This window comes from Brevibacterium sp. LS14, from assembly GCF_012027885.1.
Lineage (GTDB): Bacteria > Actinomycetota > Actinomycetes > Actinomycetales > Brevibacteriaceae > Brevibacterium > Brevibacterium casei.
In genome coordinates this window covers 1-21630 of record NZ_SJXG01000033.1, presented here as the reverse complement: position 1 = coordinate 21630, position 21630 = coordinate 1, and the positions used below count along the sequence as shown (strand labels likewise).

Below are 21630 nucleotides of genomic sequence, written 5' to 3'. Positions count from 1 at the left end.
GACCACCGCAGCACCGCCTCGGCGGGCCCTTCGTTCGGTCGCCGAGGCGGTGACGAGGATCGCTGTCGATCCCGAGTCGGGCCCGGGTAAAGTGGGATGGCACTGCATCCGGGTCGGGGCCGTGGAACGGCGAGGGAGGAAGTCTTGGGAGTGACGACAGATCAGGAGTTCGACGGCCTGAGGACCCCTCCGCAGGACGTCGAGGCCGAGGAGAGCGTCCTCGGGGCGATGCTCCTGTCGAAGGACGCGATCGCCGACTGCGTCGAGTCGATGTCCGGCGACGACTTCTACCGTCCGGCCCACGAGACGATCTACGAGGCGATCCTCGACCTCTACTCGCGCGGTGAGCCCGCGGACTCGGTGACGGTCGCGAACTACCTGACGAAGACCGGTGACCTCTCGCGCATCGGCGGGCCCGCCTACCTCCACACGCTCATCGCCTCGGTGCCGACCGCGGCGAACGCCGCGTACTATGCGACGATCGTGCGCGAACGCGCCGTTCTGCGCCGCCTCGTCGAGGCGGGCACGCGGATCGTGCAGATGGGCTATGACGCCGAGGGCGACACCGATGACGTCGTCAACAACGCGCAGGCCGAGATCTACCGGGTCACGGAGAAGCACACGACCGAGGACTACGTCATCCTCTCCGAGATCCTCGGCGAGGTGGCGCAGGAGATCGAACGCAACGGCGATACGGATGGGCAGACCGCGGGTGTGCCGACCGGGTTCACCGAGTTCGACCAGCTCACCAACGGCCTCCACCCCGGGCAGATGATCGTCATCGCCGCGCGCCCCGGTGTCGGCAAGTCGACGCTGGCCCTCGACTTCATCCGCTCGGCGGCGATCCACCACAAGCAGGCCGCCGTCTTCTTCTCCCTCGAGATGGGCAAGAACGAGCTCGTCATGCGCCTGCTCTCGGCCGAGTCGGAGATCCCCCTGCAGTCCCTGCGCCGCGGCGAGCTCAGCCCCCACGACTGGACGAACCTCGCCGCGACCGAGGCCCGCATCAACGATGCCCCGCTCTTCGTCGACGACTCGCCGAACATGGCGCTCACCGAGATCCGCGCGAAATGCCGCCGGCTCAAGCAGCAGCACGACCTCAAGATGGTCTGCGTCGACTACCTCCAGCTCATGAGCTCGGGCAAGCGCGTCGAGTCGCGTCAGCAGGAGGTCTCCGAGTTCTCCCGTTCGCTCAAGCTGCTCGCGAAGGAGCTCGAGGTTCCCGTCATCGCGCTCTCCCAGCTCAACCGCGGCAGCGAGCAGCGCACCGACAAGCGCCCGATGATCTCCGATCTGCGCGAATCCGGTTCGATCGAGCAGGACGCCGACATGGTCCTCCTCATCCACCGTGAGGACATGTACGACAAGGAGCACGAACGCGCCGGTGAGGCCGACATCATCGTCGCCAAGCACCGTGCCGGACCGACCGGTGACATCGCCGTGGCGTTCCAGGGAGCGAAGTCGCGCTTCGTCAACATGCCGCAGTAGGGGGCGATCACGCGGGCCAAGATCTACCGCGAGGGCTCCGCCGACGCCTGAGTCGCTTTGTACGATGGCAGTCATGGACACGACGCCGAACGACCTGCTCGTGCTGCTCGCGGTCTCCCGGTCGGGGAAGTTCGCGTCGGCTGCCCGGGTTCTCAAGGTCAACCACACGACGATCTCCCGGCGGATCGCCGCCCTCGAGAAGTCACTCGGCGGCCGCGTGCTCTCCCGCTCAGCCGGGGGCTGGGAGCTCACCGAACTCGGAGCCTCCGCCGTCCGCGTCGCCGAACAGGTCGAGTCCGCGGTCCACAGCCTCGGCGAATCCGGACAGACCCCCGACCCGATCACCGGGGTCGTGCGGATGTCGGCGACCGACGGATTCAGCGCCTTTATCGCCTCTCCGGCGGTCGCGAAGTTGCGGCGAGCTCATCCGGGGCTGAGCGTCGAGATCATCACGGTGACGAGGCAGGCGCTGCAGCAGCGCTCGGGTCTCGACATCGAGATCGTCGTCGGCGAACCCCAGGTCCACCGCGCCGAAGCGCTGCGACTCGGTGAGTACGCGCTGGGCATGTACGCCGCCCGCGACTACCTCACCGAGCACGGGACCCCGAACACCGTCGACGAACTCATGGAGCACCAGCTCGTCTACTTCGTCGACGCGATGCTCCACGTCGACGACCTTGATGCCCCCAGACGCCTGGTCCCGGCGATGCGCGACGGCCTGACCTCGACGAACGTATTCGTCCACGTCGAGGCCACGCGGGCTGGAGCAGGCATCGGGTTCCTCCCGTGCTTCATGGCCGACCGGCATCCCGACCTCGTCCGGCTGCTGCCGGGCGAGCTCTCCGAACGCCTCCCGTATTGGATGGTCCTGCGCACGGATTCGCTGCGCCGTCCCGCGGTCGCCGCCGTCGTCCAGGCGCTGCGGGAGGAGACCGTCTCGCAGGCGGAGGCGCTGCTCGGCCGGAGCAGACGGGCGGACACTCCGGCCGAGACCGGCGGCGCCGCTCTCGTCAGTGCGCCCGATCAGCCGGCTCGGTGAGGATCGCCCTGACTCCCTCTTCGTAGGTGGTCACGGCGAAGTCGGGGAAGCGGGAGGTGAACTTCGCGGTGTCGAACACGTTGTCCCCGCGGTACCGGGGAAGGAGTTCGGCCGCCTCGGCGAGCATCGGATTGAACCGGCTCCCGATCTTGAACACCCACAGCGGCAGCACCGTGTACCCGATCCTCCGCCCGGTGACCGCCGAGGCGATTCCGATGAGCTGCCGGTAGGTCTGGCGATTCTCATCGATCGGCAGATGCCACGTCTGCCCGTACGCGTCGGGGGTGTTGCCGAGGAGCGCGAGCGCCCGCGAGGCATCCGGTGTCCATATGAGCGAGCGCTTCGTCCGCGCGCTCACCGGCACCAGCGGGCGCTTGCCCGCCCTGATCCGGTCGAAGACGAGCATGTTCGACCAGCTCTTCGTCTTCCCCGGCCCGTAGAACTCCGGGGCCCGACCGATGAGCGCCTCGATCGTCCCAGCGGCCATCTCCTCGAGCAGCATCGTGACGATCTCCGCCCGCACCCGACCCTTCCGGCCGCCGGGCGCGAATCCCGTCGACTCGGTCTGCGGGGCAGGCATGCCCGGATACATGTACGTGTTGTCGAAGAAGACGAGCTTCGTGCCGTGGACCTTGCACGCGTCGATGACGTTCCTCATCATCACCGGGAACTTCTCCTCCCACAGCGCCGAATCCATCGGCAGTCCCACGGTGAGGTAGGCGATCTCGCTGCCCGCGACGGCGCGCTCGGTCGAGACCGGGTCCATGAGGTCGGCGGCGACGAGCTCATCGGTGCCGTTGACCTGTTTGGGTCGCCGGCTGACGAGGCGGATGTCTGTTGTGAAGTTCCGGTGGAGCTCGCGGGCGAGCTCATCGGCGATGGGTCCGCCGGCTCCGAGGATGGTCTGCATGATCACTTCACTCCCGGGATGTGCTTGAGCACGCGCAGCGCGCCGGAGACGATGCGGGCGTAGCGTGCGGGATCGGCCTTGTCCGGTGCACCGACGGGCAGGAGTCGCGAGGCGGCGATGGTCTGCGATTCCGTGTACTTGAGGATGCCGTGCTCCCCGTGACGTCGGCCGAGTCCCGAGGACTTCATCCCTCCCATCGGAGCGTCGACGGAGCCCCACGCGGCGGCATAGGCGTCGTTGACGTTGACGGTTCCCGCCTCGAGACGCGCAGCCACCCGGACACCGCGGTCCTCATCCGAGGTCCACACGCTGAAGTTGAGTCCGTAGTCGCTGTCGTTGGCCTTCGCGATCGCCTCCTCCTCGTCGGCGACGCGGTAGAGGCTGACGACGGGACCGAAGGTCTCGTGGGCGAAGACCTCCATCGACGCGTCGACATCGGTGAGGATCGTCGGCTCGAAGAAGAACGGGCCGAGATCCGGGCGGGCATTCCCACCGGCGAGGACGGTCGCTCCCTTGGCCTTCGCATCCTCGACATGGCGGACGACGGTGTCGAGCTGCTTCTGCGAGACGAGCGATCCCATGTCCCCCGAGTAGTCGAGACCGGCCGACAGCGTCATCGCCTGCGCCGCCGCGGCGAACTTCGTCGTGAACTCGTCCCAGAGGACGCCCGGGACATAGATCCGCTCCATCGAGATGCACAGCTGACCGGTGTTGGAGAAGCTCGCCCGGATCGCCCCGGACACGGCATTGTCGACATCGGCATCGTCGAGGACGAGCAGGGCGTTCTTCCCGCCGAGCTCCATCGAGGACTCGATGAGGTTCTCCCCGGCCTGCGCGGCGACGGTGCGACCGACGGCGGTCGACCCCGTGAACATGAGGAAGTCGGAGTTCTCGATGATCGGCCGGCCGAGCTCGGCACCCGAACCGGTGACGACCTGGACGAGGCCGGGCTGCATGCCCGCCCGTTCGAGCAGTTCGACGGCCCACAGGGCGGAGAACGGGGTCTGCGCGTCCGGCTTGGCGAGCACGGCGTTGCCGGCGACGATCGCCGGAAGGGCATCGCTGATGCCGAGGGTGAGCGGATAGTTCCACGGCGAGATCACCCCGACGACGCCCTTCGGATGGTGGAGTTCCCAGACCTTCGTCAGCCCCAGCTGCACACCCTGCCGGCGCTTGGGCCGGAGGATCCTCTCGGCGGTATGCGCGTAGTAGCGGGCGTTGATGGCGACATCCATGATCTCCTCGAACGCGTGCCGCCGGGCCTTGCCGTTCTCGAGCTGGATGAGGTCGAGGACTTCGTCCTGATGCGCGAGCACGAGGTCATGGAAGCGCAGGAGCACGCGGGCGCGCTCCTTGATCGGTCGCTCGGCCCACGCCTGCTGCGCTCTGCGGGCGCGCTCTGCTGCGGCGACGACGTCGGCCTTGGTGCCGTGCGGCACGGTGCCGAGGACCTCACCGGTCATCGCATTGGTGACGTCCTGGGTGGAGGCGGGATCGGCCACTTCGACGCGGCGTGCCAGGGCCGCGAGTCGGTCGGTGGTGATCCTGGGGGTGAGCCGCCGGGCGGCGGTGAGAGTGGACACGATGGTCTGCCTTTCGAGCGTATGTGGGGGTCAGTCGAGGGAGATGACCCGGGGCATGTGGAGGGCCGCCTGGCCGTGGGTCATGACATCGAACATGAGCGTGCGGCTCGTGCGCAGCGAACGGAGATCGTCGGAGACCCGTCCCTCGCCGAGGTGGAGGTCGATGTCCCGCGGGAACAGCGTCGACCCCGAGACCAGGGCATTCGTCTGGTTGAACGTTCCGTGCCAGCCGCCGTCGAAGTGCGTGTACGACGTCAGCGAGGACACCGCGGTTCCCGAGCGGTGCCGCTTCTGCCGCGGGGTCGGCGCGTGGAGTTCGACGTCGATTCCCCCTGAGTCGTTGAGCACCCGTCCGGAGACCGACTGCGCCGTGATGTCGACGTCGATGTCGGTGACCCACTTCGGGAAGCCGTAGCCGTCGTGGCCCCGGACCTGGGCGATCTCCGTATTCACCGGCAGTGAGAGGACGTAGGAGTCAAGATGGTTGTTCTTCAGCGCCGCGATGAGGTCGATCGCCCCGAGCGGACCGTGGTGGGGCGGCTTGACCGCGATCCCTACCGCCGCCTCGGTGTAGAAGTCGATGTCGGCGACGTCGTAGCGGAAGAGGATGAGCGAGGCGAGGCCGAAGCCGGGGACGACCTCGAGCGGATCGAGCGGGGTGGGAAGGCGATCGCGCAGGGCGCTGGTCGGAGCGAGCATCGTCAGACGTGCACTCGACATCGCGTAGTAGAAGTTCGGGGTGAAGGTCGGTCCGATCGCCGACTGCACCTCGACCTTGGGCTGGTCGCGGAAGAACTCCACGCCGCCCACCCGGGGGTCGCGGGCCACATCGTCGAGGTCGGTCTGCATCCGGTAGCGGTCGAAGAGTCCGCCGGTGGGGACGGACACGGTGCGGTTGCCGAGGGTCACTGTCGTGGAGGTATCGCGGTCGATGCTCATTGTCACTCCCATTCGCTTCGGTACTCCCGGGTCGAGAGTAGCCAGCCGAAGTTAACGGCGTCAACATCGAGATGGAGGGAATCATTCCCCTGGGGTGGTGATCTCGGTCTCAGGCTGCGGGGGCGGCGCACATGCGCGGTGCGGGGGCGGCGCCTCAGCCGGCGACGGCGGCGAAGGCCGCGCGGACGCGGTCGTCGAAGTCGTCGTCATTGCGGCCCAGCGTGCCCTCGAGGTGGAGCGTGGCCATGCCGTGGGCGAGCGCCCAGCCGGCGGTCGCCATTCCGTGGGCGTCCCGGTCAGGGTGGATCTTGGCTGTGACCTCCTCGATGAGCGCGAAGACCTGCGCGCAGGCCTCACGGCGGGCTTCGTCGTCGGCGAGCTCGGAGCCGAACATGAGCGCGTAGAGCGCGGGATGGTCCTCGGCGAAGTGGATGTAGACGAGTGCGAGATCGACGAGCGGGACCTGCCCGGCCTCAGTCGCGTCGATGACGGCGCGGAGCGCCGCTTGAAGTTCGCGGAACCCGTGTTCGGCCATGGCGGCCTCGATGTCCTGTTTGCTGCCGAAGTGGCGATAGGGCGCGGCCTGCGAGACCCCGACCCTGCGCGCGACGGCGCGCAGCGAGAACGGCTCTCCCTCCTCGAGCATCTCGATCCCCGCCGCCACGAGGGCGGCGCGGAGATTGCCGTGGTGGTGACGTGGCTTCTCGGTGGTCGGCGTTGACACTGCTGTGGTTCCCCCATACGTTGTAGACACCGTTAACTTTACCAAGCCGGTCGGCCGAGGAGGCCGGCGGCATCTGCGCCCGGAAGGCATTCCCATGACCTCGGTTCTCTTCGTCATCACCGCAGCCACCGGCTGGACGCTGCGCGACGGCACCGTCCACCCCACCGGCTACTGGGCCGAGGAGGTCGCCGAACCCTACCGCGTCTTCTCCGAGGCCGGATGGGACATCACCGTGGCCACCCCGGGCGGAGTCGCCCCGACCCTCGACGAGCTCAGCCTCGGCGTCGCCGGCGGCAGGCCGAAGAAGCGCCAGGAGATCCGCGACTATCTCGAGTCGATCAAGGACGTCCTCGACCATCCGGTCGCCCTCGACTCCGTCGATGAAGCCGACTACGACGTCGTCTTCTACCCCGGGGGCCACGGTCCGATGGAGGACCTCGCGGTCGACCCGGTCTCAGGCGAACTGCTCAAGCGCAGACTCGCCTCGGGCAAGCCGCTCGCCCTGCTCTGCCACGCCCCGGTCGCCGTCCTCGCAGCGACGAGCGACGACGGCACGAACGCCTTCGCGGGGCGGACGATGACCGGGCTGTCGAATGTCGAGGAACGGCTCAACCCGTTCGCCTGGAAGGCGAAGTGGCTGCTCGAGGACGCGGTCAAGGACGCGGGCATCCACTATGAGAAGGGCATCATGCCGCTGCGCCCCCATGTCGTCGTCGACGGCAGCCTCTACACGGGACAGAACCCGGCATCCGCCGAGGCGCTCGCCGACCGCATCCTCGCCGATGTCGAGGGACAGACGGCGGGCACGGGAGCAACCCGATGAGGCGCGCACCGCTCGACCACCGCGGCACCACCGCGCTCGTCACCGGCGCGAGCTCGGGTCTCGGCGCCGAGTTCGCACGCCAGTTCGCCGCGCGCGGGGCCGACCTCGTCCTCGTCGCCCGGCGCCGGGATCGGCTCGAGGCGCTCGCCGATGAACTCACGGCTGCGCATCGCATCACGGTGAACGTGTTCACTCAAGACCTCACAGCCTCCGACGGGGTGCACGGTCTCCTCTCCGACCTCGAGACCCACGGCCTCGCCGTCGACTCGCTCGTCAACAACGCCGGCTTCGGGATCACCGCCCCGTTCGCCGAGACCGATGCGCACCGCCTCGACGAGATGCTCGCCCTCAACGTCGTCGCCCTCACTCGCCTGACCAGGGCGCTGCTGCCGCAGCTGCTCAGGGCTGACCGGGGCGTCCTCGTCAACGTCGCCTCCGCTGCGGCATACCAACCGACGCCGGGCATGGCTGCGTACGGGGCGACGAAGGCCTATGTCCTCTCGCTCACCGAGGCGATCGCCGAGGAGACGCGCAGGAGCGGCCTCCGCGTCCTCGCGCTCAGTCCCGGACCCACGAGCACGGAGTTCTTCGCCGTCGCCGGCGGCGACTTCTCCCAGCCGATCAGCTTCGAGACCCCGGAGAAGGTCGTGTCCGTCGCGTTCTCCGCCCTCGACCACCCGCAACCGCGGTCGGTCATCTCGGGACTGTCCAACCGGGCGATGGTCGCCGCCGCCGGTCTCATGCCGCGCCGGCTCGCGCTCTACGCGGCCCGTCGCGCCCTCGAGTGACCGCTCGTAGGGTGGTCGTATGAGCATCGACACCGCAGAGATCACCGCATACCTCGACCGCTATGCGCGGTCGCTGAGCGATTTCGACGCCGAGGCGGCCGCGGGGCTGTGGTCGATCCCCGGCATGATCGTCGACGAGACGTTCTCCGGAGTCCTCGACTCCCGGGAGGCGATGGCCCAGGGACTCGAGCAGTCCTACCCCGTCTATCGAAAGCTCGGGCTCGCCTCCGTGGGATACGACCTCCTCGGCGAGGATCACCTGACCGAGGGGCTCGTCATGGTCCGGGTGCGCTGGGACTTCTTCGACGCCGACGGTGCCCGGCTCACCGACAGCATCGCCCACTACCTGCTCCGGCGGGAGGACGAGGGTCTGCGGGCGACCGTGTGCGTGCAGACCGACGACGTGGAGAAGCTCCAGGCGCTCGCCGCCGAGAAGGGCGTCGACCTCTTCGCTCAGGAGGAGTGACCACCCCGCGTGTCGGCGGGCGTCACTGCCTGACACATGGTCGAAAAACCGGTGAAACATCCGCTCGCTACGCTGGCCGCATGAGCGAGACGACTCTCACGGCCAGGGCCGAGACGACCGGCGGGATGAACTTCTACACGCGCAAATGGGTGCGGCCCGAGGACCTCAATGCCAACGGCTCGCTCTTCGGCGGCAGCCTGCTGCGCTGGCTCGACGAGGAGGCCGCGATCTATGCGATCGTCCAGCTCGGCAACCACCGCGTCGTCACCAAGCTCATCTCCGAGATCGAGTTCGAATCGTCTGCCCGCGAAGGCGACATCATCGAGATGGGCTTGGTCGCCACCCACTTCGGGCGCACGTCGCTGACGATGCGGGCGAAGGTCCGCAACATGATCACCCGCAGGGTCATCCTCAGCATCGACCGGCTCGTCTTCGTCGGCGTCGACGAGTTCGGCACGCCGATGCCGCACGGCTACACGACGATCACGTACAAGCGCGACCGGATGACCGCCGAGAACGGATGAGAGTCGAGGGGACCCCTCAGCGGCGAGGGGACCCGCCGGGAGCGGTGCGCTCGCCGGCGACCGGTCCGCTCGGGGCGTCGAGGACTCCGAGGGACTCGAGTTCGGTGCGCAGGTCGTCGGCGCCGGTGAAGACGATGCCGATGATCCCGAGCCGTCTGGCCGCGGCGACATTGGCCTCGAGGTCGTCGACGAAGACCGTGCGCGACGGATCGAGGTCGAAGCGGGAGAGGAGGAGCTCGAAGATCGCCGGATCAGGTTTGATGAGCTTCTCACGGCCCGAGACGACGATGTCCTCGAGCTCGCTGATCGCCGGGGCGGCCACGGGCGCATGGTGGATCGTCTCCGCCGACCAGTTCGAGAGACCGAGCAGCCGGACGCCTGCGCCTTTGAGTTCAGCGACGATGTCGGCCATCCCGGGGATCGGGCCGGTGAGCGAATGCTCGAAGCGCTCGTAGTAGCGGGCGACGATCTCCCCATGGCGGGGATCGACCCGTGCGGCGCGGTCGACCACCTCGGCGACGGTGGCCCCGTTGTCGGCGGAGACGTTGAGGGAGGCGAAGTCAGCCGCGGCGGCGAACTCCTCCCACTCGGCCCGACTCATCTCATCGGAGAGGGGACCGGTCTGGTCCCAGCCGACGAGGACCTGGCCCAAGTCGAAGACGACGGTCGTGGGGACATCGGACATCGGAGCACCGCCTCGGAGTGGATTCGTTCCCGGACCCCCTACGCTACCGCGTCAGGCGAGGAGGACCTCGACCCCGGCGGCGGTGAGTTCGGCGACCGCCTCGGGATCGGCGTCCTCGTCGGTGACGAGGACATCGATGTCCTCGAGCGGGCAGATGCGCACGAAAGCGCTCTTGCCGATCTTGGAACTGTCGGCGACGACGACGACCTGCTTCGCGCGGGAGGCGAGGACTCCGTTGATGCTCGCCTCGCCCTCATCGTGGGTCGTCGCCCCATAGCCGAGAGCGACGCCGTCGACGCCGAGGAAGACGAGGTCGAGGTTGAGCTGGGAGATGACGTCGTAGGCGATCGGGCCGATGAGCTCGTTCGACTGGGGGCGGGCGACCCCGCCGGCGACGACGAGCTTGATGTGCTGGCGCACCGTGAGGAGGTTGGCGATGTTGACGGCGTTGGTGACGACGGTGAGCCGGCTGTCGTAGGTGTGGTGGACGAGATCGGCGCGTTGGGCGAGCGCCTGCGCGGTCTCGCTCACGGTCGTGCCGCCGTTCATCCCCACGGTCATGCCCGGTTTGACGAGTGAGGCGCTGAGCGAACCGATCCGCTCCTTCTCATTCGCCCGCTGCGCTGACTTGTACTTGATCGGAAGGTCGGCGACCCCGGAGGACACGGCCCCGCCCCGCGTGCGCGTGAGCAGCTGCTGTGCCGAGAGGTGGTCGAGATCGCGACGGACAGTCGCCGTCGAGACCGCAAGCCTGTCGGCGAGCTCGTTGACGCTCATGTGATCGTTCTCAGCGAGGAGCTCGAGTACTGCGTTGAGACGCTCATATCGCATCGCGCAACCTCCTGTGCTCCTATGGCATACCGAATGTTGTGCATGAGCGTAGCACTCGGCTTCTCGTCGCGATCAGGCGGAATGCCGTGAGTGGGGAATCTCGAGGAGTTCGGCGAGCGTGGCCGCTCCCGCGCCTCCGGGCGTGTCCTCGTCAGCAGCATCCTCGTCTCCCTCGCTGGTGGGCAGCAGTGGTCGTCAGTCGGTGCGATTCAGGCTCGGTGGGTGGGCTCAGGGGTGCGCAGGTCGGCGGTCGCGAGCGCATGCCGGGCGGCTGCCCGCGCCGCGCTCGCCGAGGAGGCGCCGAGCGCGGCGACGGCCATCGCCTGGCACTGACCGTGGTCGGATTCCCCGATCGCCTCAGCGACCGCGGGCAGCGCCCGCGGCGACATCGACAGCGAGGTCACACCGAGTCCGACGAGCACGCATGCGAGGAGCGGGTCGGCAGCCGCCTCGCCGCACACCCCGACGGGTTTGCCGTGCGCGGTTCCCGCCACGGCGACGGTGCGCACGAGGCGGAGGACCGCGGGCTGCCACGGATCGTTGAGCTCGGCCACGGCACCGAGCTCCCTGTCGGCTGCCATGGTGTACTGCGTGAGGTCGTTCGTCCCGATCGAGACGAAGTCGCATTCGGCGAGGATCGCGTCGGCCATCACCGCTGCCGCGGGCACCTCGATCATCACCCCGGCACGGGAGATGCCGTAGCGCCGGGCGATCATGCGGAAACCCCTGGCTTCGGCAGGGGTCGAAATCATCGGCGCCATCACCCAGGGGTCCACATCCTGCACGCGGGCGGCGATGGCGATCGCCCGCAGCTGGTCCTCGAGCAGATTCGTCGTCGCCCGATATCCCCGGACCCCGAGCGCGGGATTGCGTTCGCCGAGGCCGTGTGACGGGGGCATCGTCGTATCCGTGCCCGTGTCGAGGGTGCGCAGGATGACCTTGCGCTCCGGGACCTCGGCGAGCACAGAGGAGTAGAGCCGCGCCTGGACCTCGATGCTCGGTTGCCGGGTGCGCGTGCGGAAGGCGAGTTCGGTGCGGAAGAGCCCGATTCCGTCGGCCTCGCACGCGGCCACCTCGGCCGCTCCGGCTGCGTCGCCGACGTTGCCGAGGAGTTCGACAGGGTATCCGTCGGCGGTGCGGGTGCCGCCGACGCTGCGTTGTGCGGCCGGTGCCGCTGTGCTGCGGGCGGGTGACTCCGTGACGTCCGCGACGCGGACCCGGCCGGTCCCGCCGTCGACGCGGACGCGCATGCCGGTGCGCAGGGCGGTGGCTCCGGCGGCGACGACAGCGGGGATGCCCAGAGACCGGGCGACGATCGACGTGTGGCTCATCGGACCTCCGGCCTCGGTGATGAGCCCTGCGACGAGATCGGGATTGAGGCCGGCGGCGTCCGCGGCGGAGAGATCGCGGGCGATGAGCACGGTGGGCTCACGGAGCTCGGGGACACCGCCGGCCGCCTCCGACTCTCCGTTCTCGGTCAGCGTCTGCGTGCGCGGGGGTCCGAGCCTCGGTGCCATGAGCTGCACGACGCCGACGCCCGTGCCCGGGCTGACACCGAGTCCGGTGACCACCTCGGCGCTCACTGGGAGGGACTCCCGGACGTGGAGAGCGGGGTGGCCATCGTTGACTCCTCAACGGTCTGCAGCGAGCGCGGGGTCTGCCGTGCGACAGCGAAGGACTCCGCCAAGAACATGAGCAGAGTTGCATAAAAATGCACAAAAAGTCAACGGAATGATCGAAAGTCTCACGCTGTGAGCATCGTGGGGCAACGGATTCCGCAGGCTGAACAGACCGGGAGGATTGCCATAGAATCACTGGTCAGAGAAGCATCCCTCCCGCTATCAGCCTCATCGTCAGCGGCGCGGGCGACGGAAATCGTCGGTGCGCTGCCATCGGGACTGTGATCGGTTGAGTGACGATTCGATCATCTTCGATCATCGAGAGGATCGGCATATGTGCTCGAAGCGGCCGGTGACAGCAGACATGCTGTCACCGGCCGCTCCGATCCGCGTCGGGACGATCAGCGCGGAGGCGTCGACCGTCCCGAGGGAGTCTCTGGGCTGGTGGGCTCAGAGGGGGCGAACGGTCGTGGCCTGGAGGCCCTTCTGTCCCATCTCGGACTCGAATTCGACGTTCTGTCCCTCGACGAGCTCGCGGTAACCGGTCGATTCGATGGCGGAGTAGTGCGTGAAGACATCGGCCGAACCGTCGTCAGGCTGGATGAATCCGTAGCCCTTCTCCGCGTTGAACCATTTCACGGTACCTGTGGTCATATTCTTTGTATCCTTATTCAACTGCGACCGCCGGAGCGGTCTTGATGGTCGGATCCGAGACGGATCCGGCTGTTCACACACAGGGGTCCGAGCGATGGTCGGCGGGTGCCGCACATCGCCGGGCCGTGAGGTGTGAGTTTTCCGTCGGAGGACGCGCGGACGAACCGCAGGTCCGACGGAGATCTGGGGGAGGCGTCGATGCACGACGCGTATGAGAAGGGAGAAGAGGGAAATGAAGCGATGCCCCCACCCTAGCAGAGTCCGCCGGTGCACGGTCGCGCGGCATCCTAGACTGTCCTCGTGACGATCACCGAGGTCCTTCCCTTCCTGGGCGGCATCACCGTCCTCCTCGTCATCACTTTGGCCGTCCTCCGGTTCGCCGAGGTGGGGCTCGGATGGCTGCCCGTCGTGGCGATCGTGCGCGCCGTCGTCCAGCTCGCCCTCGTCGCCCTGCTCCTGTCCGGGGCGCTCACCGCCTGGTGGTCGGTCGCCGCCTTCGTCGGTCTCATGCTCACGACTGCCTCGGTGACCTCCCTGCGTCGGGCCCGCGGGCTTCCGCGCGGACCGCTCGGCGCCGTCCTCGGCGTCGTCATCGGCACCCTCGTCACCCTCGGGCTCGTCCTCGTCCTCGGACTCGTCGATCTCCGGTTCGAACGGATCATCGCGATCGCCGGCATCGTCTCGGGCAACGCGATGACCGTGGCCACGCTGTCGATGCGCCGCTTCGCCTCCGATCTCCACACCGGCTGGGGCGAGGTCGAGGCGTGGCTCTCCCTCGGTGCCCAGCCTCGGCGGGCCGGGAAGCGGCTGCGGCAGACCGCGGTGCGCGAAGCCCTCCTGCCCAACCTCGACCAGACGAAGAACACGGGGCTCGTCACCCTGCCGGGCGCGTTCGTCGGCGCGCTCTTCGCCGGCGCGGCACCGCTCGAGGCCGCCCAGTTCCAGATCGTCGTCCTCACAGCGATCATGCTCGCCGGGGCGATCACTGCCGTCGTCGCCACGCAGGTCGCCTCCGGGGTCGCCTTCAAGCCGGCGGAACCAGCACAGTGAACCCTGCTGAAAAGGACAGATGCCTCCATGTGCAGACAGCGCCCATGATCCGGGTTTAGACTGCCCAGATGTCTACGATCGAGATCACCCAGGACAACTTCGAGACGACCATCAACGACAACTCCATCGTCCTCCTCGACTTCTGGGCCGCCTGGTGCGGCCCGTGCCGCCAGTTCGCCCCCGTCTTCGAGCAGGCCTCCGACGCCAATCCCGACATCGCCTTCGGCAAGATCGACACCGAGGCCCAGCAGGAACTCGCCGGGCTCTTCGCCGTCACCTCGATTCCCACCCTCGTCGCCTTCCGTGACGGCATCGTCGTCTTCGCCCAGCCCGGAGCGCTCGCCGCCCCGCAGCTCGAGCAGGTCATCACCGGGGTCAAGGACCTCGACATGGATGCCGTCCGCGCCGAGATCGCCCAGCGCGAAGCCGCATCCGGCTCCGACGGCGCGAACGAGGGAGCGACCGAACCCGGTCAGGAGAGGTGAGCCGCAGACCGCATCCGGGGTCGGCTGGTGAGTGGGAGGAGCGCTACGCCGGCACCGAGGCGGTGTGGTCGGGCGACCCGAACCCCTCCCTCGTCGACGTCGTCACCGAGCTCGACCTCTCGCCCGGTCGCAGCCTCGACGTCGGTTGCGGCGAGGGCGCCGACGTCCTCTGGCTCGCCGCCCGAGGCTGGCAGGCGGTGGGCATCGACGTGTCCGCGACCGCCATCGACCGAGCCCGCGCCGCCGCTGCGGCCGCCGGGACGAGCGCGGACTTCGCGGTCGCCAACCTCACCGACTGGGCCGGAGCGACCGACGCCCGGAGAGCGGCAGCATTCCCTCGCCGAGGCGGCTTCGACCTCGTCACCGGATGCTTCCTCCACACCCGGATTCCCGACACGCGCGAGGAGCTCCTCTCCCGCCTCGGCGAATTCGTCGCCCCCGGCGGACACCTCATCCTCATCTCCCATGCCGGGATCCCGCCGTGGGCCGCCGGCCACTCCGGCGGTGGCGACGGGTCGCATGACCACGATGCCGGCCGCGACGCCCATGCTGGTCACGACGCCCACGACGAGAACGACTTCCGCGGTCCGGAGGAGGACTTCGCCCTGCTCAAGGCGAGCGGAACCGGGGACTGGGAGCTCGACCTCGGCGAGATCCGCACCCGTGCGGTGACCGCTCCGGACGGCTCCTCAGTCGACCTCGACGACGGCATCCTCGTGGCAAGGAAAGTTTAGGCATTCTTCACTACACGACGTAGAGGTCGCGGGGGTAGGATGACGCCATGGCTCGGTTCAGCTTCCTCGAGTGGCCGGTACTCCGGCAGTTCCGTTCGTCCGACCCGACTGGACGCGGCGAATCCGTCGTGTCCCCGCAGACGCGCAACACGGTGCCGCGGACGACGACGGCCGACAAGGTCGTCCAGTCGGTCTGCCCCTACTGCGCCGTCGGCTGCGGTCAGCGGATCTTCGTCAAGGACGACAAGGTCGTCGGCATCGAAGGCGACCCCGACTCGCCGATCTCCCGCGGACGCCTGTGTCCGAAGGGCTCGGCGAGCGAGCAGCTCGTCAACAACCCCTCCCGACAGACCGAAGTCCTCTACCGCGCCCCCAAGGGCAGGGACTGGCAGAAGCTCGACCTGAGCACCGCGATCGACATGATCGCCGACCGCTTCATCGAAGCCCGCCGCAACCACTGGGAGGACGTCGACGACAAAGGTCACCCGCTGCGGCGGACGATGGGGATCGCCAGCCTCGGCGGGGCGACCATCGACAACGAGGAGAACTACTTCGCGAAGAAGCTCTTCACCGCGGCCGGGGCGATCCAGATCGAGAACCAGGCCCGCATATGACACTCCGCCACGGTTCCCAGTCTGGGAACCTCATTCGGGCGCGGCGGCGCCACTCAGCCCGTCCAGGACATGGCGAATGCCGACTGCATCGTCATCCAGGGCTCGAACATGGCCGAATGCCATCCGGTGGGATACCAGTGGGTGACTGAGGCCAAGGCTCGGGGTGCACGGATCATCCACGTCGATCCGCGCTTCACCCGGACCACGGCGGTGGCCGACAAGCACGTCCCGATCCGGGCCGGCTCGGACATCGTCCTCCTCGGTGCGCTCATCAACCGCGTCATCTCCGACGGGCTCTACTTCGAGGAGTACGTCCGCGCGTACACGAACGCGACGAACCTCATCAGCGACAACTACCTCGATCCCGAGGACCTCGACGGGCTCTTCTCCGGCTACGATCCGGCGACGAACTCGTACGACAACTCGACGTGGGCCTACCAGACCGACGAGGCGGGCGTGGCCCTGCGCGATCCCAACCTCAAGGACCCGCGCAGCGTCTTCCAGATCCTCGCCCGCCACTACTCGCGCTACACCCCTGAGATGGTCGCCGACAACTGCGGCATCTCGGAGGCCGACTTCGAGTATCTGCTCGAGTCGATCACGACGAACTCCGGACGCGACCGGACGACGTGCTTCGCCTACGCCGTCGGCTGGACCCAGCACTCGCTCGGCGCGCAGTTCATCCGCACCGCCTCGATCCTCCAGCTCCTGCTCGGCAACATGGGCCGCCCGGGCGGCGGCATCATGGCGCTGCGAGGACACGCGACGATCCAGGGCTCGACGGACATCCCGACGCTGTTCAACCTCCTGCCCGGCTACCTGCCGATGCCGAGCGCCGGGGTCCATGACACGTTCGACGACTACGTCGCCGCCGTCGGCACCCCGGAGACCCACAAGGGCTACTGGGCCAACGGACGCAGCTACGTCGTCAACCTGCTCAAGGCCTGGTGGGGCGATGCGGCGGCACCGGAGAACAACTTCGCCTTCGACTACCTGCCGCGGATCAACGGCGCCCACGGGACCTACCAGACCCAGGTGCGCATGCTCAACGACGGCGTCGACGGCTACTTCATCCTCGGCCAGAACCCGGCCGTGGGATCGGCGAACGGGCGCATGCAGCGCATGGCGATGAGCCATCTCAAGTGGATGGTCGTGCGCGACTTCAGCCTCATCGAATCCGCCACGTGGTGGAAGGACGGCCCGGAGATCGCGACCGGGGAGCTGAAGACCGAGGACATCGACACCGAGGTGTTCTTCCTCCCCGCCGCCAACCACACCGAGAAGGCCGGGACGTTCACCCAGACCCAGCGCCTCGTCCAGTGGCGTCACAAGGCGGTCAATCCGCCGGGCGATGCGCAGAGCGAACTCGAGTTCTTCTTCGAACTCGGCAATCGGGTGCGAGAGAAGCTCAAGGACTCCGACGATCCGCGCGACCGGCCGCTCCTCGACCTCACGTGGGACTACCCCCTCGACGAGGACGGCGAGGTCGACGCCGAGGCAGTCCTCCGGGAGATCAACGGCTACCATGTCAGCGGCGAGAAGGCCGGGCAGCCTCTCTCCGTCTACACCGAGATGACTGACGACGGCACCACCGCCGGGGGCTGCTGGATCTACGCGGGCATCTACAAGGACGGCGTCAATCAGGCCGCCAGGCGCAAACCGCGCACCGAACAGGACGAGATGGCCCTGGAGTGGGCGTGGGCGTGGCCGGCGAACCGGCGGATCCTCTACAACCGCGCCTCGGCCGACCCCGAGGGCAAGCCGTGGTCGGAGCGGAAGAAGCTCGTGTGGTGGGACGAGGAGAAGGGCCGCTGGGTCGGAGCCGACGAACCGGACTTCCCCCTCGAACGCGAGCCCTCAGCGCACTCCGACGTCCCCTTCGGCGGGCCCAGCCAACTCGACGGCGACGACCCGTTCATCATGCAGGCCGATGGCAAGGGCTGGCTCTTCGCACCCAGCGGCATGGTCGACGGTCCGCTGCCGACCCACTACGAACCGCAGGAGTCGGGGACGAGCAACCCGCTCTACACCCAGCAGAACAACCCGCTGCGCAAGATCATGCGTCGCGAGGACAACCTGTCCGCGCCCGGTGCCGGCTTCCCCGGCTCCGAGGTCTACCCCTACGTGTTCACGACCTACCGGCTCACCGAGCACCACACGGCCGGCGGCATGTCACGGTGGCTGTCCTACCTCTCCGAACTCCAACCGGAGATGTTCTGCGAGGTCTCACCGCAACTCGCCGAGGAACTCGGCCTCGAACCGTACGGGTGGGCGACACTCGTCTCCCCGCGCGGAGCGATCGAGGCCCGTGTCCTCATCACCGAGCGGATGACGCCCCTGACCATCGGCGGACGCACCGTCCACCAGATCGGCCTGCCCTACCACTGGGGCGTCGGCGGCGACGGGGCGTGGGTCGACGGCGATTCGGCCAACGACCTCCTCGGCGTGACGATGGATCCCAACGTCTTCATCCAGAACGGCAAGTACGTCGCGGGCACCGCAATGGCGGGCAGGCGACCGCGCGGTCCCGAACTCGTCGACTTCGTCGAGAAGTTCCAGCGTGAGGCGGGGCTGACCCCCGAATCGGGCAACGAACTCGTCACCGTGCCGCCGGAGGTCGTCGACGAGGCGGCCGCCGCGGGATCCCCGGCGACGACCGGCGGACACAACGAGCGCGGAGGCGACTCCGCGGTCGGCGTCACCCCCGGTCGCACGTACGGTGCCGACGAGAGCGGAGACTCCGGCGGCGCCTCGGCGAAGGGGCACCGCGAGGTCACGGACTCCGGGGACTCGTCCGACGCCGTGGACGGTCAGGGCGAGGGCTCGGCCGGTTCGGACCGCCCGACATCGTCGGGAGGCACCGATGCGGTCGGCGGGTCCGAGGCTCAGTCGGGAAGCACCGACGACCAGCCGAAGAAGCGCGTCGACGCGAACTTCGCCGTCGACGGCGACCCGACCGACGGGGACCCGGACTACGGCTACGACGCCGAGGGCCGACCGTACGAACCGGTCGATCCCGAGCAGCCGGCGAACGCCTGGGAGTACGAGAAGCGAGCACGCAGACGCGACGATGAGCGCGCTGAGGAGAAAGAGGAGGACGACTGATGGCGGCACCGACGCTGGATGGCGGCACCGTCGCGGACGGCCACTGGCACGACTCGACGCACCACCGCAAGGGATTCTTCACCGACACCTCGATCTGCATCGGCTGCAAGGCGTGCGAGGTCGCGTGCAAGGAATGGAATCACAACCCGCAGGACGGCAACTTCGAGATCCTCGGGATGTCGTACGACAACACGGGTGAGCTCGGTGCCAACACGTGGCGTCACGTCGCCTTCATCGAACAGGGCAAGGAGCAGATCGAAGCGGCGAGGGAGTCGGGTCGCAAGCTCGTCAACCTCGGCATGCCCGGGATCCGCCCGCGCACGGATGAGACCTCCGGCCCCCAGCCGGTGGGCGGGGCAGGCGGAGGTCTGCCGTCGTCGCCGCAGCTCGACGTCGACCTGCTCGCCCCCGGAGCCCTCGACCCCGTCGACTTCGACGGCGTCGACACGACGCCGCCGGACACCGCGGACTTCCGCTGGCTGATGTCCTCGGATGTGTGCAAGCACTGTACGCACGCCGGCTGCCTCGACGTCTGCCCGACCGGTGCGCTCTTCCGCACCGAGTTCGACACCGTCGTCGTCCAGGCCGATGTCTGCAACGGCTGCGGCACGTGCGTGGCCGGCTGCCCGTTCGGCGTCATCGAACGCCGTGACGACGGCACGATCCGTCCGCCCACGGACCGCAACGGCAACGAGCGGCCCCTGGACACCGACGACATTCCGAACATGCACACGGCGAACAAGTGCACACTCTGCTACGACCGCCTCGTCGAGGGTCAGACCCCGGCGTGCGCGCAGACGTGCCCGACGACGTCGATCAAGTTCGGCGACCGAGAGGACATGGTCGCCCAGGCGCACGACCGCGTCGCCGAGCTCCATGCGAAGGGACTCACCGAGGCGCGCCTCTACGGGGCCAACCCCAACGACGGCGTGGGCGGCACCGGATCGGTCTTCCTCCTCCTCGACGAGCCCGAGGTCTACGGCCTGCCGCCGGACCCCAGGGTCGCGACGAAGGACCTGCCCGCGATGTTCGCCACCGCAGGCATCGCCGCGCTCGGCATGATCGCCGCGGCCGGTCTGTCCTTCCTCGGGAGCCGACGTCCATGAGCACATCCGAATACGATTCCTACCGTCCCCCTGAGCCCGAAGGCGGCCGGAAGAAGCGTCGCCGAGGCGGTCGTGGGTCCGGTTCCGGCCGTCAGGGCGGCTCCGGCGGCGGCTGGCAGAACCGCGGCGCCGACGGCGGACGCGAGATGCCGATGGTCGAGGACGTCGAGTTCACGTCCTACTACGGTCGACCCATCGTCAAACCGCCGCCATGGGGACATGAGATCTCGCTCTACCTCTTCCTCGGCGGCCTCGCCGGGGGGTCGACGCTGCTCGGGCTCGGCTCGCAGCTGAGCGACCGGCCGGGCATGCGGGCGGCGACCCGGCTGACCGCGATCACCGCGACCGCCGTCGGCGGTGCCGCGCTCGTCAAGGACCTCGGGCGTCCCGAGCGGTTCATCAACATGATGCGCGTGGTCAAGGTGAGCTCCCCGATGAGCCTCGGCACGTGGATCCTCTCCGGGTTCGGCGTCGGGGCGGGCATCACGTCCGTCATCGAGGTCGACCGGCTGACGAGGGAGAAGCTCATCCCGCTCGGTCCGTTCCGGAAGCTGCTCCACGCCCTCGAGCTGCCTGCGGCCCTCGAGTCGGCGCTGTTCGCGACCCCCCTGGCCGCGTATACGGCCGTGCTCCTCGGCGACACCGCGGTGCCGACGTGGAACGCGGCCGGCCGCAACGGACTGCCGTATGTCTTCGTGTCCTCGGCGTCACTGGCCGCCGGTGGTGCGGCGATGGCGCTCTCGCCGGTGCGCGAGGCCGAACCGGCCCGCCTGCTCGCCCTCATGGGGTCGGCCGGAGACATGTACGCGATGTCGCAGATGAAGAAGCGCATGCACCCGGTCGAGGTCGAACCGATGGAGGACGGCGAACCCGGTCACAAACTCCACCGGGCCGAGAAGCTCCTCATTGCCGGCGCGATCGGTGCCGCCGTCGTCGAGGTCGGAGCCCGCGTGTTTGCGAAGAAGCTCGGATCGCGGACCGGGGACAAGGCGCTCGGCGTCGCGAAGGGTGCGGCCAAGGGCGCTGCCTCCGGGTTGGTCTCGGGTGTCGCGTCTCTCAAGGGCGCGGGAGTCGTCAAGGCCGCGGCGAGCGGGGCGGCCGGTCGCGTCGCCGCCTCGGGTGCGGCGACGGTGGCCGCGAACAAGGCGGGCCGGAGCTGGAAGACGCGGACTCTGCTGCGGACGCTGTCCGTGGTCAGCGGTGCGGCACTGGCCGCCGCCTCGGCGTACACGCGTTTCGGTGTGCTCGAAGCCGGCATCGAGTCGACGAAGGATCCGCGCCACGTCATCGAACCCCAGCGCGCCCGCCTCGCAGAGCGCCGCGCCCGCGGCATCACCGACGACTCGATCACCACCGCGTGACCAGCGCGGTGCTCGGGGAGTTTGTGCAGCTGCGTGCGCTGGATGCGCGGGGAGTGTCGTCGCGACGCACCCTGGGCGGCACGTCATACCCTTAGCGGCAGT

At 68.5% G+C, this 21630-nt stretch carries 19 protein-coding genes and 1 pseudogene; 12 read left to right on the top strand and 8 right to left on the bottom strand.

The window, feature by feature from the left end:
• Positions 1 to 150: 150 nt before the first annotated feature.
• Complete coding sequence (gene dnaB, locus EZE58_RS04480; protein ID WP_009376829.1) at positions 151 to 1488, top strand: replicative DNA helicase; 1338 nt, start codon at positions 151 to 153, stop codon at positions 1486 to 1488.
• Positions 1489 to 1561: 73 nt separating this feature from the next.
• The gene (locus EZE58_RS04475; RefSeq protein ID WP_009376827.1) at positions 1562 to 2527 is read left to right on the top strand and encodes a LysR family transcriptional regulator; all 966 of its coding nucleotides are present in this window, start codon (positions 1562 to 1564) and stop codon (positions 2525 to 2527) included.
• Here EZE58_RS04475 and EZE58_RS04470 read toward each other — a convergent pair.
• The 4 genes from EZE58_RS04470 to EZE58_RS04455 form a co-directional block, all read right to left on the bottom strand.
• On the bottom strand, positions 2499 to 3437 hold the full coding sequence (locus tag EZE58_RS04470) for an NAD-dependent epimerase/dehydratase family protein (RefSeq protein ID WP_167559949.1): 939 nt from the start codon (positions 3435 to 3437) through the stop codon (positions 2499 to 2501). The genes EZE58_RS04475 and EZE58_RS04470 overlap by 29 nt on opposite strands.
• Positions 3438 to 3439: 2 nt before the next feature.
• Positions 3440 to 5020, bottom strand: a complete 1581-nt coding sequence (locus tag EZE58_RS04465; RefSeq protein WP_009376823.1) for a succinic semialdehyde dehydrogenase — start codon at positions 5018 to 5020, stop codon at positions 3440 to 3442.
• 30 nt (positions 5021 to 5050) lie between these two features.
• Positions 5051 to 5959 (bottom strand): acetoacetate decarboxylase family protein, encoded by a 909-nt coding sequence (locus EZE58_RS04460; protein ID WP_009376821.1) that lies wholly within the window; start codon positions 5957 to 5959, stop codon positions 5051 to 5053.
• Between the two features lie 154 nt (positions 5960 to 6113).
• A complete protein-coding gene (locus EZE58_RS04455; RefSeq protein ID WP_009376819.1) occupies positions 6114 to 6683 on the bottom strand; it encodes a TetR/AcrR family transcriptional regulator in 570 nt (189 codons plus the stop codon).
• Between the two features lie 94 nt (positions 6684 to 6777).
• Between EZE58_RS04455 and EZE58_RS04450 the strand changes: the two genes are divergently transcribed.
• The 4 genes from EZE58_RS04450 (at position 6778) to EZE58_RS04435 (ending at position 9284) form a co-directional block, all read left to right on the top strand.
• Positions 6778 to 7506, top strand: coding sequence for a type 1 glutamine amidotransferase domain-containing protein (locus tag EZE58_RS04450; protein ID WP_009376817.1), 729 nt, complete (start codon positions 6778 to 6780; stop codon positions 7504 to 7506).
• A complete protein-coding gene (locus EZE58_RS04445) occupies positions 7503 to 8294 on the top strand; it encodes an SDR family oxidoreductase (RefSeq protein WP_009376815.1) in 792 nt (263 codons plus the stop codon). Before EZE58_RS04450 ends, EZE58_RS04445 begins: the two co-directional genes overlap by 4 nt.
• A gap of 19 nt (positions 8295 to 8313) precedes the next feature.
• On the top strand, positions 8314 to 8760 hold the full coding sequence (locus EZE58_RS04440; protein WP_009376813.1) for a hypothetical protein: 447 nt from the start codon (positions 8314 to 8316) through the stop codon (positions 8758 to 8760).
• Positions 8761 to 8840: 80 nt separating this feature from the next.
• Entirely contained in the window at positions 8841 to 9284 is a 444-nt protein-coding gene (locus EZE58_RS04435) for a hotdog domain-containing protein (RefSeq protein ID WP_223289833.1), read from the top strand.
• 16 nt (positions 9285 to 9300) lie between these two features.
• Here EZE58_RS04435 and EZE58_RS04430 read toward each other — a convergent pair whose 3' ends face one another.
• The 4 genes from EZE58_RS04430 to EZE58_RS04415 form a co-directional block, all read right to left on the bottom strand.
• Complete coding sequence (locus EZE58_RS04430) at positions 9301 to 9969, bottom strand: HAD family phosphatase (RefSeq protein WP_063250363.1); 669 nt, start codon at positions 9967 to 9969, stop codon at positions 9301 to 9303.
• A gap of 51 nt (positions 9970 to 10020) precedes the next feature.
• A complete protein-coding gene (locus EZE58_RS04425) occupies positions 10021 to 10800 on the bottom strand; it encodes a DeoR/GlpR family DNA-binding transcription regulator (protein ID WP_009376807.1) in 780 nt (259 codons plus the stop codon).
• Positions 10801 to 11009: 209 nt separating this feature from the next.
• Positions 11010 to 12383 (bottom strand): putative PEP-binding protein, encoded by a 1374-nt coding sequence (locus EZE58_RS04420; RefSeq protein WP_063250362.1) that lies wholly within the window; start codon positions 12381 to 12383, stop codon positions 11010 to 11012.
• 486 nt (positions 12384 to 12869) lie between these two features.
• The gene (locus EZE58_RS04415) at positions 12870 to 13073 is read right to left on the bottom strand and encodes a cold-shock protein (protein WP_009376805.1); all 204 of its coding nucleotides are present in this window, start codon (positions 13071 to 13073) and stop codon (positions 12870 to 12872) included.
• Between the two features lie 300 nt (positions 13074 to 13373).
• Between EZE58_RS04415 and EZE58_RS04410 the strand changes: the two genes are divergently transcribed.
• The 6 genes and pseudogenes from EZE58_RS04410 to nrfD all read left to right on the top strand — a co-directional run bounded on the left by EZE58_RS04410 (position 13374) and on the right by nrfD (position 21528).
• Positions 13374 to 14123: an ABC transporter permease gene (locus EZE58_RS04410; RefSeq protein ID WP_197464191.1), complete on the top strand. Its 750-nt coding sequence runs from the start codon at positions 13374 to 13376 to the stop codon at positions 14121 to 14123.
• A gap of 68 nt (positions 14124 to 14191) precedes the next feature.
• Complete coding sequence (locus EZE58_RS04405; RefSeq protein WP_101623331.1) at positions 14192 to 14608, top strand: thioredoxin family protein; 417 nt, start codon at positions 14192 to 14194, stop codon at positions 14606 to 14608.
• Positions 14605 to 15342 (top strand): class I SAM-dependent methyltransferase, encoded by a 738-nt coding sequence (locus tag EZE58_RS04400; protein ID WP_063250360.1) that lies wholly within the window; start codon positions 14605 to 14607, stop codon positions 15340 to 15342. The genes EZE58_RS04405 and EZE58_RS04400 overlap by 4 nt, the downstream gene beginning before the upstream one ends.
• A gap of 47 nt (positions 15343 to 15389) precedes the next feature.
• A pseudogene (gene fdnG / locus EZE58_RS04390) lies at positions 15390 to 18560 on the top strand (formate dehydrogenase-N subunit alpha); the annotation flags it as partial.
• Positions 18561 to 19060: 500 nt separating this feature from the next.
• Positions 19061 to 20167: a 4Fe-4S dicluster domain-containing protein gene (locus EZE58_RS04385; RefSeq protein ID WP_009376796.1), complete on the top strand. Its 1107-nt coding sequence runs from the start codon at positions 19061 to 19063 to the stop codon at positions 20165 to 20167.
• Positions 20164 to 21528 (top strand): NrfD/PsrC family molybdoenzyme membrane anchor subunit, encoded by a 1365-nt coding sequence (nrfD, locus tag EZE58_RS04380; protein WP_009376794.1) that lies wholly within the window; start codon positions 20164 to 20166, stop codon positions 21526 to 21528. The genes EZE58_RS04385 and nrfD overlap by 4 nt, the downstream gene beginning before the upstream one ends.
• Positions 21529 to 21630 lie beyond the last annotated feature (102 nt).